The sequence below is a fragment of the Streptomyces sp. ICC1 genome (genome assembly GCF_003287935.1).
Lineage (GTDB): Bacteria > Actinomycetota > Actinomycetes > Streptomycetales > Streptomycetaceae > Streptomyces > Streptomyces tritrimontium.
Genome location: NZ_CP030287.1, coordinates 5614729 through 5632890, shown reverse-complemented (window position 1 = coordinate 5632890; position 18162 = coordinate 5614729). Strand labels below are relative to the sequence as shown.

The 18162-nt window shown below is 71.3% G+C and carries 10 protein-coding genes; 4 read left to right on the top strand and 6 right to left on the bottom strand.

The window, feature by feature from the left end:
- The first annotated feature begins 71 nt into the window (after nt 1-71).
- Complete coding sequence (locus DRB96_RS26465; RefSeq protein WP_112450709.1) at nt 72-1313, top strand: helix-turn-helix domain-containing protein; 1242 nt, start codon at nt 72-74, stop codon at nt 1311-1313.
- On the opposite strand, the gene DRB96_RS26460 is transcribed toward DRB96_RS26465, so the two are convergent.
- The 3 genes from DRB96_RS26460 to DRB96_RS26450 all read right to left on the bottom strand — a co-directional run bounded on the left by DRB96_RS26460 (nt 1234) and on the right by DRB96_RS26450 (nt 5989).
- Nucleotides 1234-3189: an APC family permease gene (locus tag DRB96_RS26460; RefSeq protein WP_112450708.1), complete on the bottom strand. Its 1956-nt coding sequence runs from the start codon at nt 3187-3189 to the stop codon at nt 1234-1236. The two genes, DRB96_RS26465 and DRB96_RS26460, sit on opposite strands and share 80 nt — an antisense overlap.
- A 67-nt stretch (nt 3190-3256) precedes the next feature.
- Nucleotides 3257-3712 carry a (2Fe-2S)-binding protein gene (locus tag DRB96_RS26455; protein ID WP_112450707.1) on the bottom strand — a complete coding sequence of 152 codons (456 nt, stop codon included), beginning with the start codon at nt 3710-3712 and terminating at the stop codon, nt 3257-3259.
- A 15-nt stretch (nt 3713-3727) separates the two neighbouring features.
- Entirely contained in the window at nt 3728-5989 is a 2262-nt protein-coding gene (locus DRB96_RS26450) for a molybdopterin cofactor-binding domain-containing protein (protein ID WP_239517767.1), read from the bottom strand.
- 364 nt (nt 5990-6353) lie between these two features.
- Between DRB96_RS26450 and DRB96_RS26445 the strand changes: the two genes are divergently transcribed.
- Nucleotides 6354-6602: an SCO4226 family nickel-binding protein gene (locus tag DRB96_RS26445; protein ID WP_112450706.1), complete on the top strand. Its 249-nt coding sequence runs from the start codon at nt 6354-6356 to the stop codon at nt 6600-6602.
- 242 nt (nt 6603-6844) lie between these two features.
- The gene (locus DRB96_RS26440; RefSeq protein ID WP_112450705.1) at nt 6845-8269 is read left to right on the top strand and encodes a SpoIIE family protein phosphatase; all 1425 of its coding nucleotides are present in this window, start codon (nt 6845-6847) and stop codon (nt 8267-8269) included.
- 91 nt (nt 8270-8360) lie between these two features.
- On the opposite strand, the gene DRB96_RS26435 is transcribed toward DRB96_RS26440, so the two are convergent.
- Nucleotides 8361-9842 (bottom strand): hypothetical protein, encoded by a 1482-nt coding sequence (locus tag DRB96_RS26435; RefSeq protein WP_112450704.1) that lies wholly within the window; start codon nt 9840-9842, stop codon nt 8361-8363.
- A gap of 230 nt (nt 9843-10072) precedes the next feature.
- Here DRB96_RS26435 and DRB96_RS26430 point away from each other — a divergent pair, with 230 nt between their 5' ends.
- Nucleotides 10073-11197 (top strand): aminoglycoside phosphotransferase family protein, encoded by a 1125-nt coding sequence (locus DRB96_RS26430; protein WP_112453724.1) that lies wholly within the window; start codon nt 10073-10075, stop codon nt 11195-11197.
- Nucleotides 11198-11278: 81 nt separating this feature from the next.
- Here DRB96_RS26430 and DRB96_RS26425 read toward each other — a convergent pair whose 3' ends face one another.
- Both DRB96_RS26425 and DRB96_RS46015 read right to left on the bottom strand, forming a co-directional pair.
- Nucleotides 11279-11944, bottom strand: a complete 666-nt coding sequence (locus DRB96_RS26425) for a hypothetical protein (protein WP_112450703.1) — start codon at nt 11942-11944, stop codon at nt 11279-11281.
- A 10-nt stretch (nt 11945-11954) separates the two neighbouring features.
- The gene (locus tag DRB96_RS46015) at nt 11955-18143 is read right to left on the bottom strand and encodes an RHS repeat-associated core domain-containing protein (protein ID WP_275432027.1); all 6189 of its coding nucleotides are present in this window, start codon (nt 18141-18143) and stop codon (nt 11955-11957) included.
- Between the last annotated feature and the right edge of the window lie 19 nt (nt 18144-18162).

Here is an 18162-nt window from a genome sequence, read left to right as displayed (position 1 = left end):
GGCAAGCCGTCGGACAAGCCGAACGACAACCACGTATCGGACCAGGACATCGTGGTGCCACCCTGCCCGTCATGGAGCGGATCATCGAGGAGTTACGCGAGGACCTGGACCGCCGCGTCGCCGTCGCGGCGCAGCGGCTCGCCGACCGGATGCCGACCGAGGAACCCGCCTACGCCGCCCTGCTCGGGCGGGCCGAACTGCGCGACCGGATCCATCACGTCCTGCGCCAGGCCGTCGAGGGCCTGGCCCGCGGCTCCCGCGGGCTCGCGCCCGATCTCGCCGACGCCCGGGCCGACGGCGCGCTCCGCGCGGGGCAGGGGCTGCCGCTCGAATCCCTGCTGCGCGTGTACCGGCTCGGCGGCCGGCTGGTGTGGCAGACCCTGACCGAGGCCGTGGCCGCGCACGACCCGGCGGCGCTGCCCCGGCTGCTGCCGGCGGCGCCCGCGCTGTGGGAGGTGGTGGACCGGCTGGCGGACGCGGCGGCCGGCTCGTACCGCCGGGCCGAGACCGGGCGCGGCGAGCGCGAGCGGGAGCTGCGGGCTTCCCTGCTCGACACCCTCTTCGACGGCACCGCTCCGCCGGAGACGGCCGCGGAGTCGGCGCACCGGCTCGGGCTGGCGGAGCCCGGCCGTTTCGCGGTCGTGGTCCTCGGCCCCGGCGAGAGCGCGGACGCGCACCCCGCCGCCGGCCTTCCGCGGGTGCTGTGGCGGGTCCGCGCCGATGGGGAGACCGGGCTCGTGGACCTGGGCCACCTCCCGCTGGAGTCCGTACGGGAGGCGCTCGCCCCGCTCGGCGTGCGCGCCGGGGTGAGCCCGGTGGTGGCGGCGCCGGGCGAGCTGGCGGCCGCCCGCCGGCTGGCCGTCCTCGCGCTGCGCGCGGCTCCCGCCGGCGAGGGCCCCGGTACCGTCCTGCTGGACGAGCGGCTCCCGGCGGCCCTGGTCGCGGCCGAGTCCGAACTGGCGGACCGGCTGCGCCGGGTGGTGCTGGGTCCGGTCCTGGCGCTGGCGCCGCAGGACCGCCGGGTGCTGCTGAACACCCTGGGGACCTGGCTGGCCTGCCAGGGCTCGACGACGTACGCGGCGCAGCGGCTGTACTGCCACCGCAACACCGTCTCGAACCGGCTGCGCCGCCTGGAGCAGCTCACGGGCCGCTCCCTGTCCGATCCGTCTCACGTGGTGGAACTGGCGCTGGCCCACACGGCGGTCACCCAGCGCCCGGTCAGCCGGCACCCGGTCACCCCCACGCCCGCTCCGCCTCCGGTGCCTCCGGCGCAGCGGACTTCGCGGACTCCAGGAGATACGGCACGTCGATGACCGCGACCCCGGGGGTGAACAGCAGCCGGGCCTTGAGCCGCAGCGCGTTCTGGTTGTGCAGGGGCTGCTCCCACCAGTGCCCGACCACGTACTCCGGGATCACCACCGACAGCATGTCCGTCCCCTCGTCGGCCGCCTGCTCCTGCACGTAGGCGAGCACCGGCCCGACGACTTCCCGGTACGGGGAGTGCAGCACCTTGAGCGGGATCCCCGGGTCGTGCTCCGCCCAGGCCTGCCGCAGCCGGTCCGCGTCCTCCTCGTCGGCGGCGACGGAGACGGCCGTCAGGGTGTCGGGCCGCAGCCCCATCGCGAAGCCGAGGGCCTTGAGCGTCGGCGCGTGGACCGCGGCGACGAGGACGACGACGTGGTGGCGTGCTGGCTTGCGCGGTTTGACCCCGGGGGCGACGGCGACCTCCCGCGCCACGGTGTCGTAGTGGCGGCGCACGCCCTTCATGCCGAGGAAGAGCAGCGGCATGGCGATGACCACGAGCCAGGCGCCGTGGGTGAACTTGGTGAGCAGGACGATGATCAGGACCACGGAGGTCATCACGGCGCCGACGGCGTTGATGGCGCGCCGGCGGTGGATGTGGATCCGCTCCTCCTGCCGGGTGTCGGGCGAGGCCAGTTCCTGCTTCCAGTGCCGGACCATGCCTGCCTGGGAGAGGGTGAAGGAGACGAAGACGCCGATGATGTAGAGCTGGATGAGGCGGGTCAGCTGGGCGTCGAAGGCGATGATGAGGGCGATGGCGGCGAAGGCCAGCAGGACGACGCCGTTGGAGTAGACGAGCCGGTCGCCCCGGTTGTAGAGCTGGCGGGGCACGTACCGGTCCTTGGCCAGGATCGAGGCGAGCATCGGGAAGCCGTTGAAGGCGGTGTTCGCGGCGAGGACGAGCACGCCCGCCGTGACGGCCTGGAGCAGGTAGAACATGACGTGCCAGTCGCCGAAGGTGGCGCGGCCGATCTGCGCGAGCGCGGTGGACATCGGGGTTCCCGGAGCCAGTCCCAGCTCGGTCGGGTCCGCCGCCACGTGCACCTTGTAGGCCATGGCGAGGACGGTGATCCCGGCGAACATGGTGACGGCGAGCGCGCCCATCGCGGCGAGCGTGGTCGCCGCGTTCTTGCTCTTGGGCTTCTGGAAGGCGGGGACGCCGTTGCTGATCGCCTCGACGCCCGTCAGCGCGGTACAGCCGGAGGCGAAGGCCCGCAGGGCGAGCAGTACCACGGCGAGGCCGACGTAGTTGCCCTCCGCGTGGATCGGCAGTTCGGCGGACTCGGCGCGGATGGTGTCGCCGGTCGCGAGGCGGTAGGCGGCCACGCCGAACATGACGTAGATGACGAGCACGAAGCCGTAGGTGGGGATGGCGAAGACCCGTCCCGACTCCCGGACGCCGCGCAGGTTCATCAGGGTCAGCAGGACCACGAATCCCACTGACAGGACGACTTCGTGGTCGGTGAGGGAGGGGATGGCGGAGGTGATGGCGGAGACGCCGGAGACCACGGAGACGGCGACCGTCATGACGTAGTCGACGAGCAGGGCGCTCGCGGCGGTGAGGGCGGCGGTCTCGCCGAGGTTCTTGGAGCTGACGATGTACGCGCCGCCGCCGCCCGGGTAGGCGTGGCAGGTCTGCCGGTAGGAGGCGACGACGACGACCAGCAGGAAGCAGATGGCGGCGGCCGCGTACCAGGTGAGGTGGAGCAGCGCGACGCCGCCGAGGGCGAGGATCAGCAGGATCTCCTCCGTGGCGTAGGCCACGGAGGAGAGCGGGTCGCTGCAGAAGATCGGGAGCGCCAGCCGTTTGGGCAGCAGGGTCTCGCCCAGGCGTGCGGTGTCGAGCGGTTCGCCGACCAGCACGCGTTTCGCATTGATACGCCTCATTCAGGCATGATCAGCCAAAACTGTATTGTTTTGTCCTTTATCGGGCCTGTGTCACGGGGTGAACCGGCTACATCTTCGCGGCCGCGCTGCGGATCGCCTCCCGGATGCGGAAGTAGGTGCCGCAGCGGCAGATGTTGGCGATCGCGTCGATGTCCTCGTCCGTGGGCGTGGCCGTCCGCTTCAGCAGGGCCACGGCCGCCATGATCTGGCCGGGCTGGCAGAAACCGCACTGGGCGACGTCCTGTTCGAGCCAGGCCTCCTGCACGGGGTGCAGCTCGTCGCCGTCCGCCAGTCCCTCGATCGTGGTGACCGACTTCCCCGCGCAGGCGGAGACCGGCACCACGCAGGGGCGGACGTCCGCACCGTCGAGGTGGCTGGTGCAGGCCTTGCAGACGTCCACGCCGCAGCCGTATTTGGGGCCGCGCACGCCGAGCATGTCGCGCAGCACCCACAGCAGGGGCAGATCGTCGGGCGCGTCCACGGTGACGCTCTGCCCGTTGACGGTGAAGGTGTGCGAGGGCACGGCTCGGCTCCTGGACTAGCGGGGGTAGGGGGTGAAGTCGACGTCGAAGTCGAGGGGGAAGCTGCGCGGCTTGGTCCCGGTGGCCCGGGCGTAGGCGTTGGCGATCGCGCCGACGGCGGCGGGCAGGCCCAGCTCGCCGGCGCCGCCCGGCTCGGTGCCGGTCGCCGGCAGCACGAAGACCCGTACGTCCTGCGGGGTGTCGCGCTGCTGCGCCCAGTGGAACTGGCTGTAACTGCCCTCCAGCGGGAGGCCCTTGTCGAGGTGCAGGCCGGCCCTCAGCGTGGTCGAGATGGCGTCCGTCAGGCCGCCGATCATCTGGGCCTCCAGACCGCGCGGATTGACGGGCAGGCCCACGTCGACGGCGATGACCGCCTTGGTGACGCGGATGTGCTCCGGATCCCGGGTGTCGATCTCCACCAGGCAGGCGGTACGGGACTTGTACTCCTCGTGGAAGGCGATGCCCTGGGCGCACCCGGCCGGCATCGCGCGGCCCCAGCCCCCTTCGGAGGCGGCCTTGTCGAGCACGGCGCGCTGGGCGGCCGTCTTCAGGAAGGTCCGGCGGAACTGGTACGGGTCCCGGCCGGTCGCGCGGGCCAGCTCGTCGACCACGATCTCCTCGGCGCCCCGGGTGTTCGCCGAGTACACCGAGCGCCAGGAACCGGTGGGCACCCCGGTCGGGACCTCGGTGAGCGCCTGGGTGGTGAGCCCGAAGTGGTACGGGGACTTGATCGTGGTGAGGAACAGCGTCTGGGCGAGGGTGGCGTTGCCGATGCCGAGCGGGAGGCTCGCGGCGGTGGCGGTGATGATCTCGCCGAGGCCGTGCCGGAAGTCGGTCTCGGCGGCGGCGACCCGGTGTTCGAAGCTGAGCACCTCGCCGAGCAGGTGGGTGGCGCGGATCCTGTGGTGGGTGGCGGGGCGCATCCGGCCGTGCCGGGTGTCGTCGACGCGGGTCCACATCAGGCGGACCGGGCGGCGGCAGGCCTTGGAGATCCGGGCCGCCTCCAGGGCGGCGTCGAAGAACAGCCTGCGGCCGAAGGAGCCGCCGGCCTGGACCACGTGGACGGTGACCTTGTCGAGCGGCAGCCCGAGATCGGCGGCGATCGTCTCGCGGGCCACGATCGGGGACTTGAGCCCGGACCAGATCTCCGCGCGGTCGTCGCGCACGTCCGCGACGGCGGAGTTGGTCTCCATCGGGGCGTGGCTGACGAAGGCGAAGTCGAACTCGGCGTCCACGTACGGGGTCAGCAGCGGCGGCACCAGCAGCGGCGGCGTGGCGGCGCGCAGCTTCGTACGGACCTGCGCGTCGGAGAGCTGGTCCGCGGGCCCCGGGCCCCAGGTGACCTGGAGGGCGGCCTTGGCGTCGAGGGCCTGGCCGAAGGTCTCGGCGACGACCGCCACGCCGGTGGCGACGGTGACCACGTGCAGCACGCCCGGCATGGCCTTGACCGCGGTGAGGTTGGCGACGCCGCGGACGCTGCCGCCGAGGGTCGGCGGACGGCGCACCACACAGGGCTTGGCGCCGGGCACGTCGAGGTCGAGGGTGTAGCGCAGGGCGCCGGTGACCATGGCGCGGGCGTCGATCCGGCTGGTGGGCTTGCCCACGAGCGCGTGCTTCGCCGGCGGCTTGGGGGCGGCGCCGAGGACGATCAGGGCGGGGTCCGCGGCGGCCACGGCGAGCGAGCCGTAGCCGGCGGTGCGGCCGTCGGGGGCGCGGACGGCGCCGTTCGCGGTGGTGAGGGAGGACACCGGCAGGCTCCAGCGCCGGGCGGCGGCCGCGACGAGGCGGGCCCGGGCGGTGGCGGCGCACTGGCGGACCGGTCCGTAGAGGGAGCGGATGGAGTTGGAGGAGCCGGTGAGCTGGTTGAAGAGCAGCTCGGGACGGGCGTCGTCGAGTTCGATCCGTACGCCGGCCAGGGGCGCGTCGAGTTCCTCGGCGACGAGCATCGCCACCGCGGTGGTCAGGCCCTGGCCGACCTCCTCGCGCGGCAGCCGGAAGCGGATGGTCCCGTCGGCGTCGACGGCGAGCGCGAGCAGCGCGGAGGTGGGGGCGCCCGCCAGGATGAACAGGTCGCCGAGGTCCAGCAGGTCGGCGATGGCGGGCAGCGTCGGGATCACGGCGTGGGCGGGCTGCGGGGCCAGCACGTCGGCCCCGGCGCGGGTGACGAGGGCGAGCGTCGGCGCCGCGACGAGGTACGTGAGGAAGGACCGCCGACTGTGGCCTTCCGGCCCGTCGGCGCGGCTGTGGCCCTCGGTCGGCACGTGGCTCTGCCCGGTCATGTCGTCGTGTCCCCACCCTGCGCGCGGCCCGCCGGAGCGGACCTCCCCGGCTCGTTACCGACACGTAGGGTAGCGATCAAGGGGTGAGGTGGGAAGCCCTGGTCAGACCCCGGACGCGGAAGGCGCGAAGCCGCCGGGGCGCGGGGGTCCTCCGTTCGGGGGTTGCCCGCCCGTTCGTGTTGATCCGGGTCCGTACGGCTTTCCGCGGGGCCGGCGGGCAACCCCCCTCGCACAGATCGGCCGTACGATCGACCGCCCCTGTCCGATGGGCCGGTTTCCGGCCGCGGGCGGACGATGGAGGGAGCAGGCCGAGGAGCCTGCCCGTGCACCCCCGCACACCCGACGGACAGAGGAGGTGTCGGCAGTGGCGAAGTTCATGGACGTCCACTACGGCATGGACGGCATCACCGAGGAGCAGTTGCTGGCCGCCCACAAGGCCGACCTGGACATCGAATCGCAGGAGAGCGTGCACTTCGAGCGGGCCTGGGCGGACCCGGCTTCCGGCACGGTCTACTGCCTCTCCGAGGCCCCCTCGGCGGAGGCGGTCCAGCGGATCCACGAGCGCACCGGACACCCGGCCAGCGAGATCCACCCGGTGCCGATCTCCGTGTAACGGCCCAGACGCCGCAAGGGGCCCGAGGCCTCCCGTTCCGGTCCACCGGCAGGACTGACCGGATTCGTTCGCACACCCGGGGACGGTCGAGAGGCCTCAGGCATATGCCTTAAGCAAGCCCGCCACAGATGTTGCCAAACGCCTTACAGGCCGTCGCCGCCTGTGCAAGAGTCGTTACAGGCCCTTCCACAGAACCGGTCCCTCCTCAGACTTGGCCGTGCCGCGCCTGTATCGGAGTTCTCATGCCGTCCCACCTGTTCGCGGACCGTCCCGCGCAGCCCCCCGAGCCAGGGTCGGTGGACGCGCTGATCTCCCAGACCCGAAGGCTCCGCGGGGAAGTCGACGCCGTCCGCCGCGACACCGTCGTCGACGACGACGACGCACAGGGCCGCTGGCAGCGCGCACTGTGCGATCTCGCGGTGCACCACCTCGACGACCTCCGCGCCCACCTCGGCCAGCTCAAGGAGGGCCTGCCGCCCGCGGCCGAGTTCGCCGCGGTCCCGCAGGCCGCCCCCGAGACCGGGCCGGAGGCCCAGCAGACCCGGGTCGGCAGCGCCGAGTGGAACCTGCTGACCGACGAGGTCAGCTGGTCCGACGAGCTCTTCCAGATCTTCGGCCGCTCCCCGGAAGCCGGCGCACTGCCGCTCGACGAGCTGGGCTCCACCCTGTTCTCCGATGACCAGCCGCTGCTCACCGCGATGGTGACGGCCTGTCTGGTGGACGGCAAGCCGATAGACGGCGAGTTCCGCATCGTCCGGACCGACGGCCGCGTCCGGACGCTGCACATGAGGGGCGAGCCGGTACTCGACTCCGACGGCTGCACGGCCTCCATGTGGGCCGTGCTGCGCGATGTGAGTGAACTGCGCCGGAGCCAGCGGGCGGTGCGCGAGTCACGTGACTCGCTGCAGCGCCGGCAGGAGATCGCGCAGACCGAGCGCCGGCTGGCGGTCGAGCTGCAGGAAGCCGTGCTCCCCCCGTGGCGCGGCTCCCTGCGGTTCCCGCACGACAGCACCCGGGCACTGGACGTGGCCGCGCACTACCTGCCCTCCGCGACCAGCGCGCTGATCGGCGGCGACTGGTACGACGCGCTCGAACTGCCCGACGGTCACTCCATGCTGACGGTCGGAGATCTGACCGGCCACGGGGTGACCGCCACGTCCGGCATGGCGATGATGCTCGGCGCCCTGCGCGGGATGGCCATGGCGGGCATCGAGCCGGGCCCCCTGATGGGCTGGCTCAACCAGCTCCTGGAGACCTCCGTACAGCCCGCGCTGGGGTCGGCGGTGTGCTGCCGCTACGACCCGGCGCGCCGGGTGCTGTCCTGGGCGCAGGCCGGTCACCCCGCCCCGCTGCTGTTCCGGCGCGGCCAGGGGCGCTCGCTGCTGCCGCCCGAGGGCGTGCTGCTGGGAGCGACCTCCGGAGCCTCGTACGGGCAGGCGGAGGAGCGGCTCGAGCCCGGCGACGTGCTCGTCCTGCACACCGACGGACTGACCCCGCGCAGCATCGAGTTCAGCAAGGCCGACGGGACCGAGCGGCTGCTGGCGCTGGCCCCGCACTTCTCGGCCGCGCGGTCGGCGCAGGAGTGCGTGCGCATGGTGATCGGGGAGTTCGGCGAGGGCGAGCGCGAGGACGACGCCTGCGTGCTGGTGGCCCGGATCGGCCCGTAGCCGGCGGACCGCCCGCGTCAGCGGATGTGCGGGGTTTCAGGGCCGCGCCGGAAGGCGCGGCCTTTCGGCGCGCTCGGGCTGCCACCGGCCCTCAGACCGTACGGGCCACTGGGCTGTTCGGGAGGGCCAGTTTGATCTCCGCGCGGAGCTCCTCGATGCCGGCGAAGCCCGAGTACTGGCCGGTCAGCCGGTACATCTCGCGCAGCCGGTCCCACGTGCGGTGCGAGGAGGTCTCGTTCATCGACACGAGCGCGAGGCGGGCGTAGCGGTCGGCCTGCTCCGGGTCGTCGGCGATGAAGCAGGCCGAGGCCATCGAGATGTAGTCGAAGATCTTCGACCGCTGGTGGCCGTCGGCCCGCAGGCGCAGGGCCTCCTTGGCGTGCTTCTGCGCGATCGGCGCCGCCGAGGGGTCGTGGTCGGCGAGGGTCCGGAAGGCCAGCGCCTGCATGCCGTGCAGGTCGGCCTCGTCGAAGTGCTGCATCCAGGACGGCGGCGGCACGTCGCCGGGGGTGGACACGAACAGGTCCTCGGCTTCGCCCAGGGTCCGGCGCATGGCCTGCCCCTTGCCCAGCGCGGCCTGCGCCCAGGCCTCGATCGTGTGCAGCATGGCCCGGGTGCGGGGCAGGGTCTGCTCGCCGGAGCCGGACTGCGCCAGCTTCATCAGGTCGAGGGCCTCGTTCGGCTTGCCCAGGTGGACCATCTGGCGGGCGGCCCGGGAGAGCGCCTCCCCCGCGCGCGGCCGGTCGCCGCCCTCGCGGGCGGCGTGGGCCGCGATGACGAAGTACTTCTGCGCGGTCGGCTCCAGGCCGACGTCGTGGGACATCCAGCCCGCCAGCACCGCCAGGTTGGCGGCCACCCCCCACAACCGTCGCTGGAGGTGGTCGGGGTGGTGGTAGGCGAGCATGCCGCCCACCTCGTTGAGCTGCCCGACCACGGCCTTGCGCTGGAGGCCGCCGCCTCTGGAGGCGTCCCAGGCGCGGAAGACCTCCACGGAGCGCTCCAGCGCCTCGATCTCCTGGGAGCCGATGGGCGCGGCCTCGTAGCGGTCGTAACCCGCCGAGTCGGCCTGGAAGGGGTCGTCGTGGCGCTGCGCGCCCTTCGCGCGGGCGGGGTCGGTGTGGAGCCAGTCGTACATGGCGTTGCTGAGGGCTGAGCCGGCGGTGAGCGCGGCACCCGCGCTCATCAGACCGCGACGGTTGAGCATGAGGTCCATTCCCGTGAATTCGGTGAGGACCGCGGCTGTGCGTTCGGGCGCCCAGGGCATTCCGTCGGGGTTCTCCTTCTCCCCTTCGGGCTGCCGCTTTCCGGTGCGCCGTTGCCGTACGAACCCGAGGTCCTCGATGGTCACGACACGACCGAGCCGCTCGGTGAACAGGGCTGCCAGTACCGTGGGCACCGGTTCGCGCGGGGTCTCCCCCATGTCGATCCAGCGCCGCACCCGCGAGGTGTCGGTCGCCAGCTGGTGGTGGCCCATGGAAGCCGCCTGCCGGTTGACCATCCTCGCCAGTTCACCCTTCGACCAGCCGGCCAGGCCGAACAAGTCGTTCAGACGGGTGTTTGGTCCTTTGCTCACGTCAAGCCCCCAGGTTCTCGGCTGAGTTGACAGTAACCCCGTGTCAGGTGCCGAGCGACTATTCGCCAGGGTTCGCCAGGGCACGCAAGGTGGTCCGCCACCCACGGGCGGGTGTCAGGTAGGAATGCGCCTCCCCGACCCGGTCACCGGCGGAACTCCCCAGGGTGATGCACGGGATCCGGCGGGGCGGCGTACGCAACTCGTCGGCGCACGAAGGGATCCGTAACGCCATGTACGCAGCAACGACCTCCGTGTCCGCCCCTCTCCGGCCGCACCGCACGCTCCCCGCGGGCGGCGGCCCCTACCTCGAACCCGGCCGCACCACCGCACAGGCGCAGGGCGCCGTACGGACGCGGCGGATGCCGGGGACCGGATCGCAGCCGCTCAGCGGGAGAATCGACCTCTCGGGCCCGCAGGGAGCCCAGTTGCGCACGGCGCTCGCCTCGGTCCAGCGGATCTGTCCGGAGTTCGCTCCGGTCCAGGTGCTGCGGCGCAGCGGCCGCTCGGTCCTGCTGGTGGGGACCACCGGAAGGATGACGGCCGTCGCGAAGGTCTTACTGGATCACTCGCCAGAGTGGCGCGAGCGGTACCGGCACGAAATAGCGACGTACCGGACCTTCGTCCGCCACCGCCCGCAGGTCCGGGTGCCGCGGCTGATCGCCGCCGATCCGGAGAACTGCGTACTGATCGTCGAGCGGATGGCGGGCCGGGTCGCGGCGCTGCAGCGGCATCCGGTGGAGGCCCCGCCCAGGGCCGACCTGCGGGCGGCACTGGGAGCGGTGCGCCAGGTGAACGGCTGGCGGCCCGCCGAGGAGCTGTTCGGGCGGCCGCTGAACTACGGCCGGCGCATCGCCAGGGACTACGAGCTGGGCCTGCTGACCGACCGGGACCTCGGTGACCTGCAGAAGCTGCTGCACGGGGTGAAACTGTCCGGCACCCCCTGGCAGTTCAACCACGGCGACGCGCTCCTGTCGAACCTGCTGCTGTCCCCGGCGGGTCCCGTGCTCCTCGACTGGGAGCACGCGGGCTGGTACCTCCCGGGCTACGACATGGCCACCCTGTGGACGGTACTGGGCGACGCCCCGGCCGCACGGGCCCAGATCAGCCGCATGGCCCAGGCGGCGGGACCGGCGGCGCGGGACGCGTTCCTGGTCAACCTGATGCTCGTGCTGACCCGGGAGATCCGGATGTCGGAGACGGCGGTGCAGCGCTCGATGCTGGCGGCCGCCCCGGCCCAGCCCCTGCCGGCGGGCGCCCTGTCCTCCGGCGAGGAGCAGCGGCTGCTGCTGCGCCGCCTGCACGACGACGCGGGCATGGCCCGCAGGGCGGTCCGCGCGGCGGTGGGCACGCGCTGAGACCGAACGGGAGAAGCCCGGCCCTTCCGGAATCCGGAAGGGCCGGGCTTCGTCACACCCGCGCATCGCGTGGCGCGGGCCTCACCAAGGGCTGCGGACCTTGATGCCCAGGCCGCGGACCCGGTCCTGGGCCCGCGGGTCGAGCTTCAGCAGCAGGTCCTCGCCGACGACCCCGTCCCGCCGCCACATGGTGCAGAGGGTTTCCAGGGCCGCTTCGGCCACCTCCGGCTCCTTGTCGGCCGCGACGCCCACCAGGGCTTCCACGGCCGGCCGGGAGCGGAACCCCGCCACCGACCGTGCCGTCCCGGCCCGGTCCGCGGCGGGAACCGCCGGGTCGGCGAGCGAGCGCAGCCTCTCCGCCGTGTCGCGGGCGTCCGTGCAGGGCAGCACCCAGAGCAGGTAGACGATCTGGGCTCCCAGCACGATCAGGTACTGCAGCGGCACGGTCAGCGCCGCCACCGGCAGCGGCAGGAGCAGCGGGAGCACGATCAGCCAGCCCCCCCGGATCCGCTGGGCCCCGCCGGTCGGCGGTTCGAACCGCCGACCGGCCAGCAGGGCGAGCACGGCCAGGGTCACGACCGTCAGGAGGGGCACCATCAGCAGCCCCACCTTCATGCCCAGGCCGAACGAGTCCCAGAAGGGGTCAGTGCCCATGGCCGGCTGCACCACCGCCGCGGCCGTCCACCCGAGGAGGGCGGTCAGGACGTACCGCTGCAGGGAGATGCGCAGCCACCTCTTCGTGCTCATCACGGTCTCCTCACTTGCAGCTCTTCGTGCAGTCGCCGTTGACCCACGTGCGCTGGTCGATGTCCTTGAGGAAGATCCCGCCGAACGCGTCCAGTGCGTCGTAGCCGCTTTCGTGCGCCATCCTGTCCTGCCCGATCCAGCGCGCGTCCTGCCCCTGCCGGTACTGCACGGCTTCCATGTCCGGGTACGCGTTGCCCGAGCGGGTCACCGACACCGAGTCCTTGTCGGCCTTGACCTTCAGATAGTTGTCGACCGCCCCGATCGTGATGAGCGGCTGGACCCCGTGCACTCCCAGGAAGAGCCCGTCCGAGTTGGAGCCGAGGTCGTCGTCGATGATGTTATAGCCGTCGACCGTCCTGTTCTTGGGCAGGTCGGTCCTGATGGGAAGGGCCGGGAGGAGCTTGGAGCCCACGTCGACGACCTGCGGCTCGCCGCCCGTCGCGTACGAGGCCACGGTCCGCTTGCCCGGCATGGTGTGGGACGGTGCCACGTTGAAGACGACTTCACCGGTGGCCGTGTCCCAGAAGAGCACCATCCGGTAGGCCGCGGTCGGGTCGAGGGTGTCTTCCCGGTTGTCGCCCAGCAGGAGGGGCTTGCCCGGAATGATGGACATCGCACCGTAGGTGTGGATGTAGTACCGCACCATGATGATCCCGCGGTTCAGCCCACCGCCGACGTTCATGCGCAGACTCTTGCCGCCCTTCTCCGGAGGGCTGTGCATCTCGTCGTCGACCTTGTCGTAACTGCCGTCCCCGTCGTCGGGGGGCTCGTGGCCCGGCGTCGTGTTGTTGCACGAAGGGCAAGGCCGTGTCGGGCAGTCGATTTCCGCGCACATGCCGGTCGGGTCGGCGCTGGTGACGGGGTTGTTGCTCGCGTACGAGTAGCCGTTGAGGGACTGTGCGGCGTCCGGTGCGAGGACGGGGTCGACGCTGAGGAACTGGCCGAGGGCCGCGTCGTATTCACGTGCGCCGATGTGGGTCAGGCCCGTGCCGGTGTCCTCCGGCTTGTCCAGGAACCGCTTGTCCTCGGGCCAGTTGGCCGCCGCCGGTCCGCGTGCGGAGCCGAACGGGGTGGTGTAGCGCTTGGACACCGCCTGGGCGTCGTCCGCGGAAACCATGAGCGAGGACGTGCCGTGGGCGTCGCCGGCCACGAACGACAGCTTGGCGCTGCCGGATTCGCTGGTCAGGACCGCGACCTTGGTGCTGGCGACGGTGTAGGTGCGCGTGGCCCACTTCTTGGCGCCCTTGAGGTGGACCTCGTTGGAGCCCGCGTAGAGGACCGTCTCGCCCGCCGGGTCGCGGCGGATCAGAAGTTCACCTTCCGCGTCGTAGACGTAGTCGGTGGCGGTGGCGCCTTCGGTCGTCTTGGCGAGCTTGCCTTCCGGCCCCCAGTTCAGAGTTTGAGAGGTCGCGCTGCCGGGGGTTTCGGCGCGCTTGGTGGTGTTTCCGATGGAGTCGTAGGCGTACTGCGGGGTGAGGCCGGTGCAGGTGGCGCCGGTGGTGGTGGTCGCCAGGGCGTGCGGGCGGGCCGGGTCGTAGCAGTAGGTACGGGTCTGCGGGGTCCCGGTGTTGGTCTTCTCCGTGGCCCGCTGGCCGCCCGCCGTGTACGTGTAGCTGTTCCAGTACGGAGCCGCGCCGTCGAGGTTGGCGGCGGTGCGCCCGGTCGGGTTGCAGTCGGCGGTCTTCGGGGTCCAGGCCTCCGTCATCCGGCGCTGCGCGTCGTAGGAGAAGCACTGGTTGTCGGCCTTGGTGAACCCGCTCAGCGGAGCCGAGTCGAAGATCGACAGGACATTGCCCGCCTGGTCGTATTGGTAGGTCAGCTCCTGCAGCATGCCGTTGTGCGTCTGGTCGTTGACCGTGGACCGCAGCAGGCGGCGGGTGCCTTCCTCGTAGGTGTTGCCGATGAACGTCTTGCGCACACCAGCGGCGGCCGAACGGGCCAGGGTGAGCTGGTCGATGTCGCCCAGCGGGGAGTACGACACGTTCTGCACGTAGTCGGTGGTTCCGGAGAGCCCCTTCGCCAGACCGAAGTCGTCGTAGCTCACCTGGAGGATCTCGGCGGGGAGACCAGCGGCCGCGGGCGCGGACGTGGAGTTGAGCGCGCCGTCGAGCCGGTAGTTGACCGTGGTGTCGGTGGTGGCGGCGATGGCGCCCGAGGTGACGAGCGGGTCGTCGGCGGGCAGGGTCAGGCGGGTCGTCGAGGGACGGCCCAGGACGTCGTACGCGGTCACGGACTTGGTGTACGCCTTGCCGGTCAGGCCGCCTTCGTAGCGCGTCGCGGCGGAAGGGGAACCCTTGCGGACCGTGTCGTACGTCCACGCCGCGAGCTTGTTGGCGTCGGACTTCGGCGACTTCCACAGGCCGGTCTTGCGGCCGGCCTCGTCGTACGCGTACTCCAGGACCGTGTTGCGGGCGTCCTTGGACGTCGCGATCTGGTCCAGGACCGTGAAGGTCGTGGTGGAAAGCCCCTTGTCCGGGTCGGTGGTGCTGCTGCTCCGGCCGAAGAGGTCGTAGCCGTACGTCCACTTCGAGCTGTCGGGCCCGGTGATCGTCGACGCCTTGCCGTCGACGGTGTAGGTGTTGCTCACGCTGGTGTAGGGCGTGCCGGGTGCGGTTCCTCCGTAGGCGGGGTCGTTCGGCGTGGTCCCGCCGTAGGTGCGGGTCTCGGTGGTCCGGCCCAGCGCGTCGGTGATCGTGCGGGTCGCGTTGCCGCCCTGGACGGCCGTCGTCGCGGTCGAGTCACCGGTGTAGCTGGTGGTCGTGGACTGCTTCTGCACGCCGTAGACGAGCAGGGTGCTGGTCGTGGGGCGGCCCAGGCCGTCGAAGACGGTCTGCGACTGGGCGGGGGTGCTGCCGTACTCGGCGCGGGCGTAGACGCCTTCCGGCGCCTTGTCCTTGTCCCAGATGTCCGTGTAGGACTCGTAGGCCAGGCCACGGGAGTCGTAGCGGGTGTCGGTCAGGACCCGGCCGCCGTTCGGCGACGCGGCCTGCGTCTGGAGCGGGCGGAGCAGTGCGTCGGCGATCGTGTAGACCGTCTTGTAGCTGCCGTCGGCTGCGAGGCTGGCGACCGAGGTCCAGGGCTGCTTGCCGCGCTCCAGCAGGTAGTCGTACTTGACGTTCGGAGTCAGGGACTGGCCCCGGTTGGGCAGCCAGGTGGCGGTCACACGGCCGAGGCCGTCGTAGGTGTTGAAGGTCGAGGCCATGTTCGCCTCGATGGACCGCACGACGGAGCCGCGCAGGTCCATGTAGGTGTACGTCTTGTGCTGCTGGCCGGTGGCGGCCAGCTTCGGCGCGGTGACCACGGTGACTTCCAGCGGGCCGGCGGCGGCGGGCGTGTAGCTGGTCGTGGTCGTGTTCCCGGCCGCGTCGGTGCTGGTCAGCGGGCGGCCGAGCTTGGCCGTCGCCGTGTCGTAGGTGGTCTTCGCGGTGGTCTGCCAGCCGGCGGCGCCGACCGGGTTGCGGTCCGCGGTACCGCTCGCCACCGGGTAGGACTGAGGGCGCCCGGCCCAGGTCGCCAGGCCCAGGGTCGGGGTCTGGTTCGCGGTCCAGCCGGTGGCGGCCGTGTCGTCGTAGACCATGGCCGTGTCGGTCAGGACGTCGCCGCGGGTCGCGGAGTTGGCGGGGAGGGTCAGCTTGTCGTCCGTGACGGAGCACAGGGCTCCGACGGTGCGGGTGCGTGACGTGAGGTTGGTGATGCCCTTGGCGTCGTTGCGTGCGTACCAGGTGCGGGTGCAGGTCTCGTCGCCCGGCTTGGCCGTGTCACCGGAGGAAGAGGACAGCGTCTTCATTCCGTAGACGTCGTCGTACGTGGTGTCGCTCCGGGTGGTGCGCCAGGTGTTGGACGCCGTGAGGAAGGTGTGGGCGTATTCGGTCTGCGGTCGGACGTAGTGGGCCTTGGCGTTGCCGTAGGACGCCTGCCGGCTCGCGGTCTCCTTGCTCCACGGGTCGGTCACCGACACGGAGACCGGGGTGGTTCCGTCGTAGGTGATCTCCTGGCGCTTGAAACCGGAGTACTGCTCGTCGTCGTTGATCGCGGGGATCGTCAGGCCGGACACCGGGACGGCCGCGACCGTGGTGGTGCGGGTGGCGGTGCTGTCCTTGCGCTTGTCGCCGTGCATGCCCTGCATGAAGACCTTCACGGCCTTGGAGCGGGTCTTGCCGAGGGCGCCGGTGTGGGTGGTGACCTTGCCGTAGCCGCGCCAGTCGGACCAGGTCCGCTCCTTCTCCGGCGTCAGCGGGTCGTCGTTGTGGTGCCAGCCCGGGTTCGCGTACTCGTAGGAGTTCTCGACGAGGTCGTTCTGGCCGGCCGGGTCGGCGATGGTGACGGCCGCGACGTTGTACTTGTGGAACCAGTCGAGCTTCGGGTCACCGCCGTTGATCGGCCAGTACACCGGATAGCAGGACAGCGCGTTGTCGTCCTCGGCCACCGGCATCTTCGAACCGCGCACGCACTCCGGGTTCGAGAGGGTGACCGTGGTGATCGCGCCCGTCTCCGAGGTGATCGTGTTGATGCGCGGACGGTTCAGCGGGACCACGTCATCGCCGTCCACGTCCACCCGGTTCGGGCGCATGTGGTAGGTGAAGTCCACGGGTGGGACGTTCACCGTCCCGCCGTTCTTGCCGGTGCGCTTGATGGACTTCAGGACCAGGGTCTGGTCACTGGTGTCGCCCAGGTCGCCCGGGTCCAGGTACTCCTGGGCGAGGTCGAAGGTGTCCACGTTCGCGTAGTTGTCCGGCTCGAGAGCCGTGGACCACGCGTGGGTGTTGACGGCCGTCATGCGCTTGCGGGTGAAGAAATCCGGTGCGAGAGCACGGCAGTCGGTCTCGCTCGCCGAGCACACCGCCTCGAAGGGGACGTCGGGCCAGTTGTCCGAGGTGTCCTTGGTCAGGTCGTCGCACTTCGTCGCGAAGCAGCGCTCCGCATAGCCGAAGGTGACCTTGTGGGAGGCGGTCCCGGTGAAGAGCGTGTCGGCGCGCTGGCCGTAGCGGATCTCGTTCAGGTAGCCGCCCCGGTTGTAGGCCGCGAGCTTGGTCTTGTCGCCGTTCTTGGCGTAGTTGTTGGACTCGGCCGTGTACCAGTAGGTGGCCGCGTTGCCGTGGACGTCCTGGACCAGATCCACGTTCCAGCGCCAGGCCTGCGTCTCGGAGCGGCCCGCGAAGGTGGAGCCCTTGGCGTAGCCGGGCTCGCCCGAGTCGTCGCCGAACACCGGTGCGGACCAAGTCGAGTTGGTGCGCTCGGCGCCTGCGCCCGGGAGCTTGTTCAGGCCGAAGGTGTAGGTCGTGCCGTCACCGGTGACCACCTTCCAGTACTCGCCGTCGTTGTCGCCGTTGTCGGCGCCGGTGGACCAGGTGACCTGGGAGGCGTCGTCGTCCTTCAGTCGCCACTTGCCCGTCGTGTCGTCCTTGACGAGCTCGCTGGACTTGCCGTTCAGGACGAGCGAGGCGTTCTCGTACTTCCAGCAGAGGTCGTGCTTGTCCTCCTGGCCGTCGTCGTCACAGGAGCCGTACTTGCGCTCGATGTAGGAGGAGGTCAGGTCGAAGCCCTCGCCGACCTGGGAGCCCTGGTTGTTGGAGTTCGCGGTCCGGCCGTCGATGCTACCCGAGCTGTACGAGAACGACAGCGACGGCGTGGGGCCGGAGACCGCGGCCGGGACCGCCACCGGATAGGACCAGGTGAAGGCGCCCGAGGAGGACCCGGACTCCCAGCTGGACGACGCGGAGAGCGGGGTCGCCGCGAAGTCGCCGCCGCCCTTCGGCGAGGCCGTCTCCGACGCCATGACGGCGAAGACCGCCGGAGCCTGCGCCGGGGCCTTGGACTTGGCCGCGGTCGGGGTTCCGGCGGAGAGCGAGGTGACGTCGGCCGTCACCGTGCGGTTCTTCAGGCTGTTCGCCGAGGGCAGCGGGGTCGTCTTGCGGCACTCCGCCTTGTCGGGGGTGGTCAGCGCACACGCGGGCAGGCTGACCAGACCCAGGCGCGTGGCCCAGCCACCACCCACCGCCGAGGCGAAGGAGCCGTAGTCCACGGTCAACTGCGCCGGACCGTCAGCCGTGTTGGTCGCGGTGAACAGGACACCGGTGATCCCGGCCTTCTCCGCCGCCTTCTGGTCCCCGCGGGGTTGCGAACCCGCGCGGCAGGAGGTTTTCAGCGGCGAGGACCGCGTTCTGCGGACGCCGATGTCCTGGACGGCGGGCTTCGGCAAGTTCGGCCACACCTTCGGC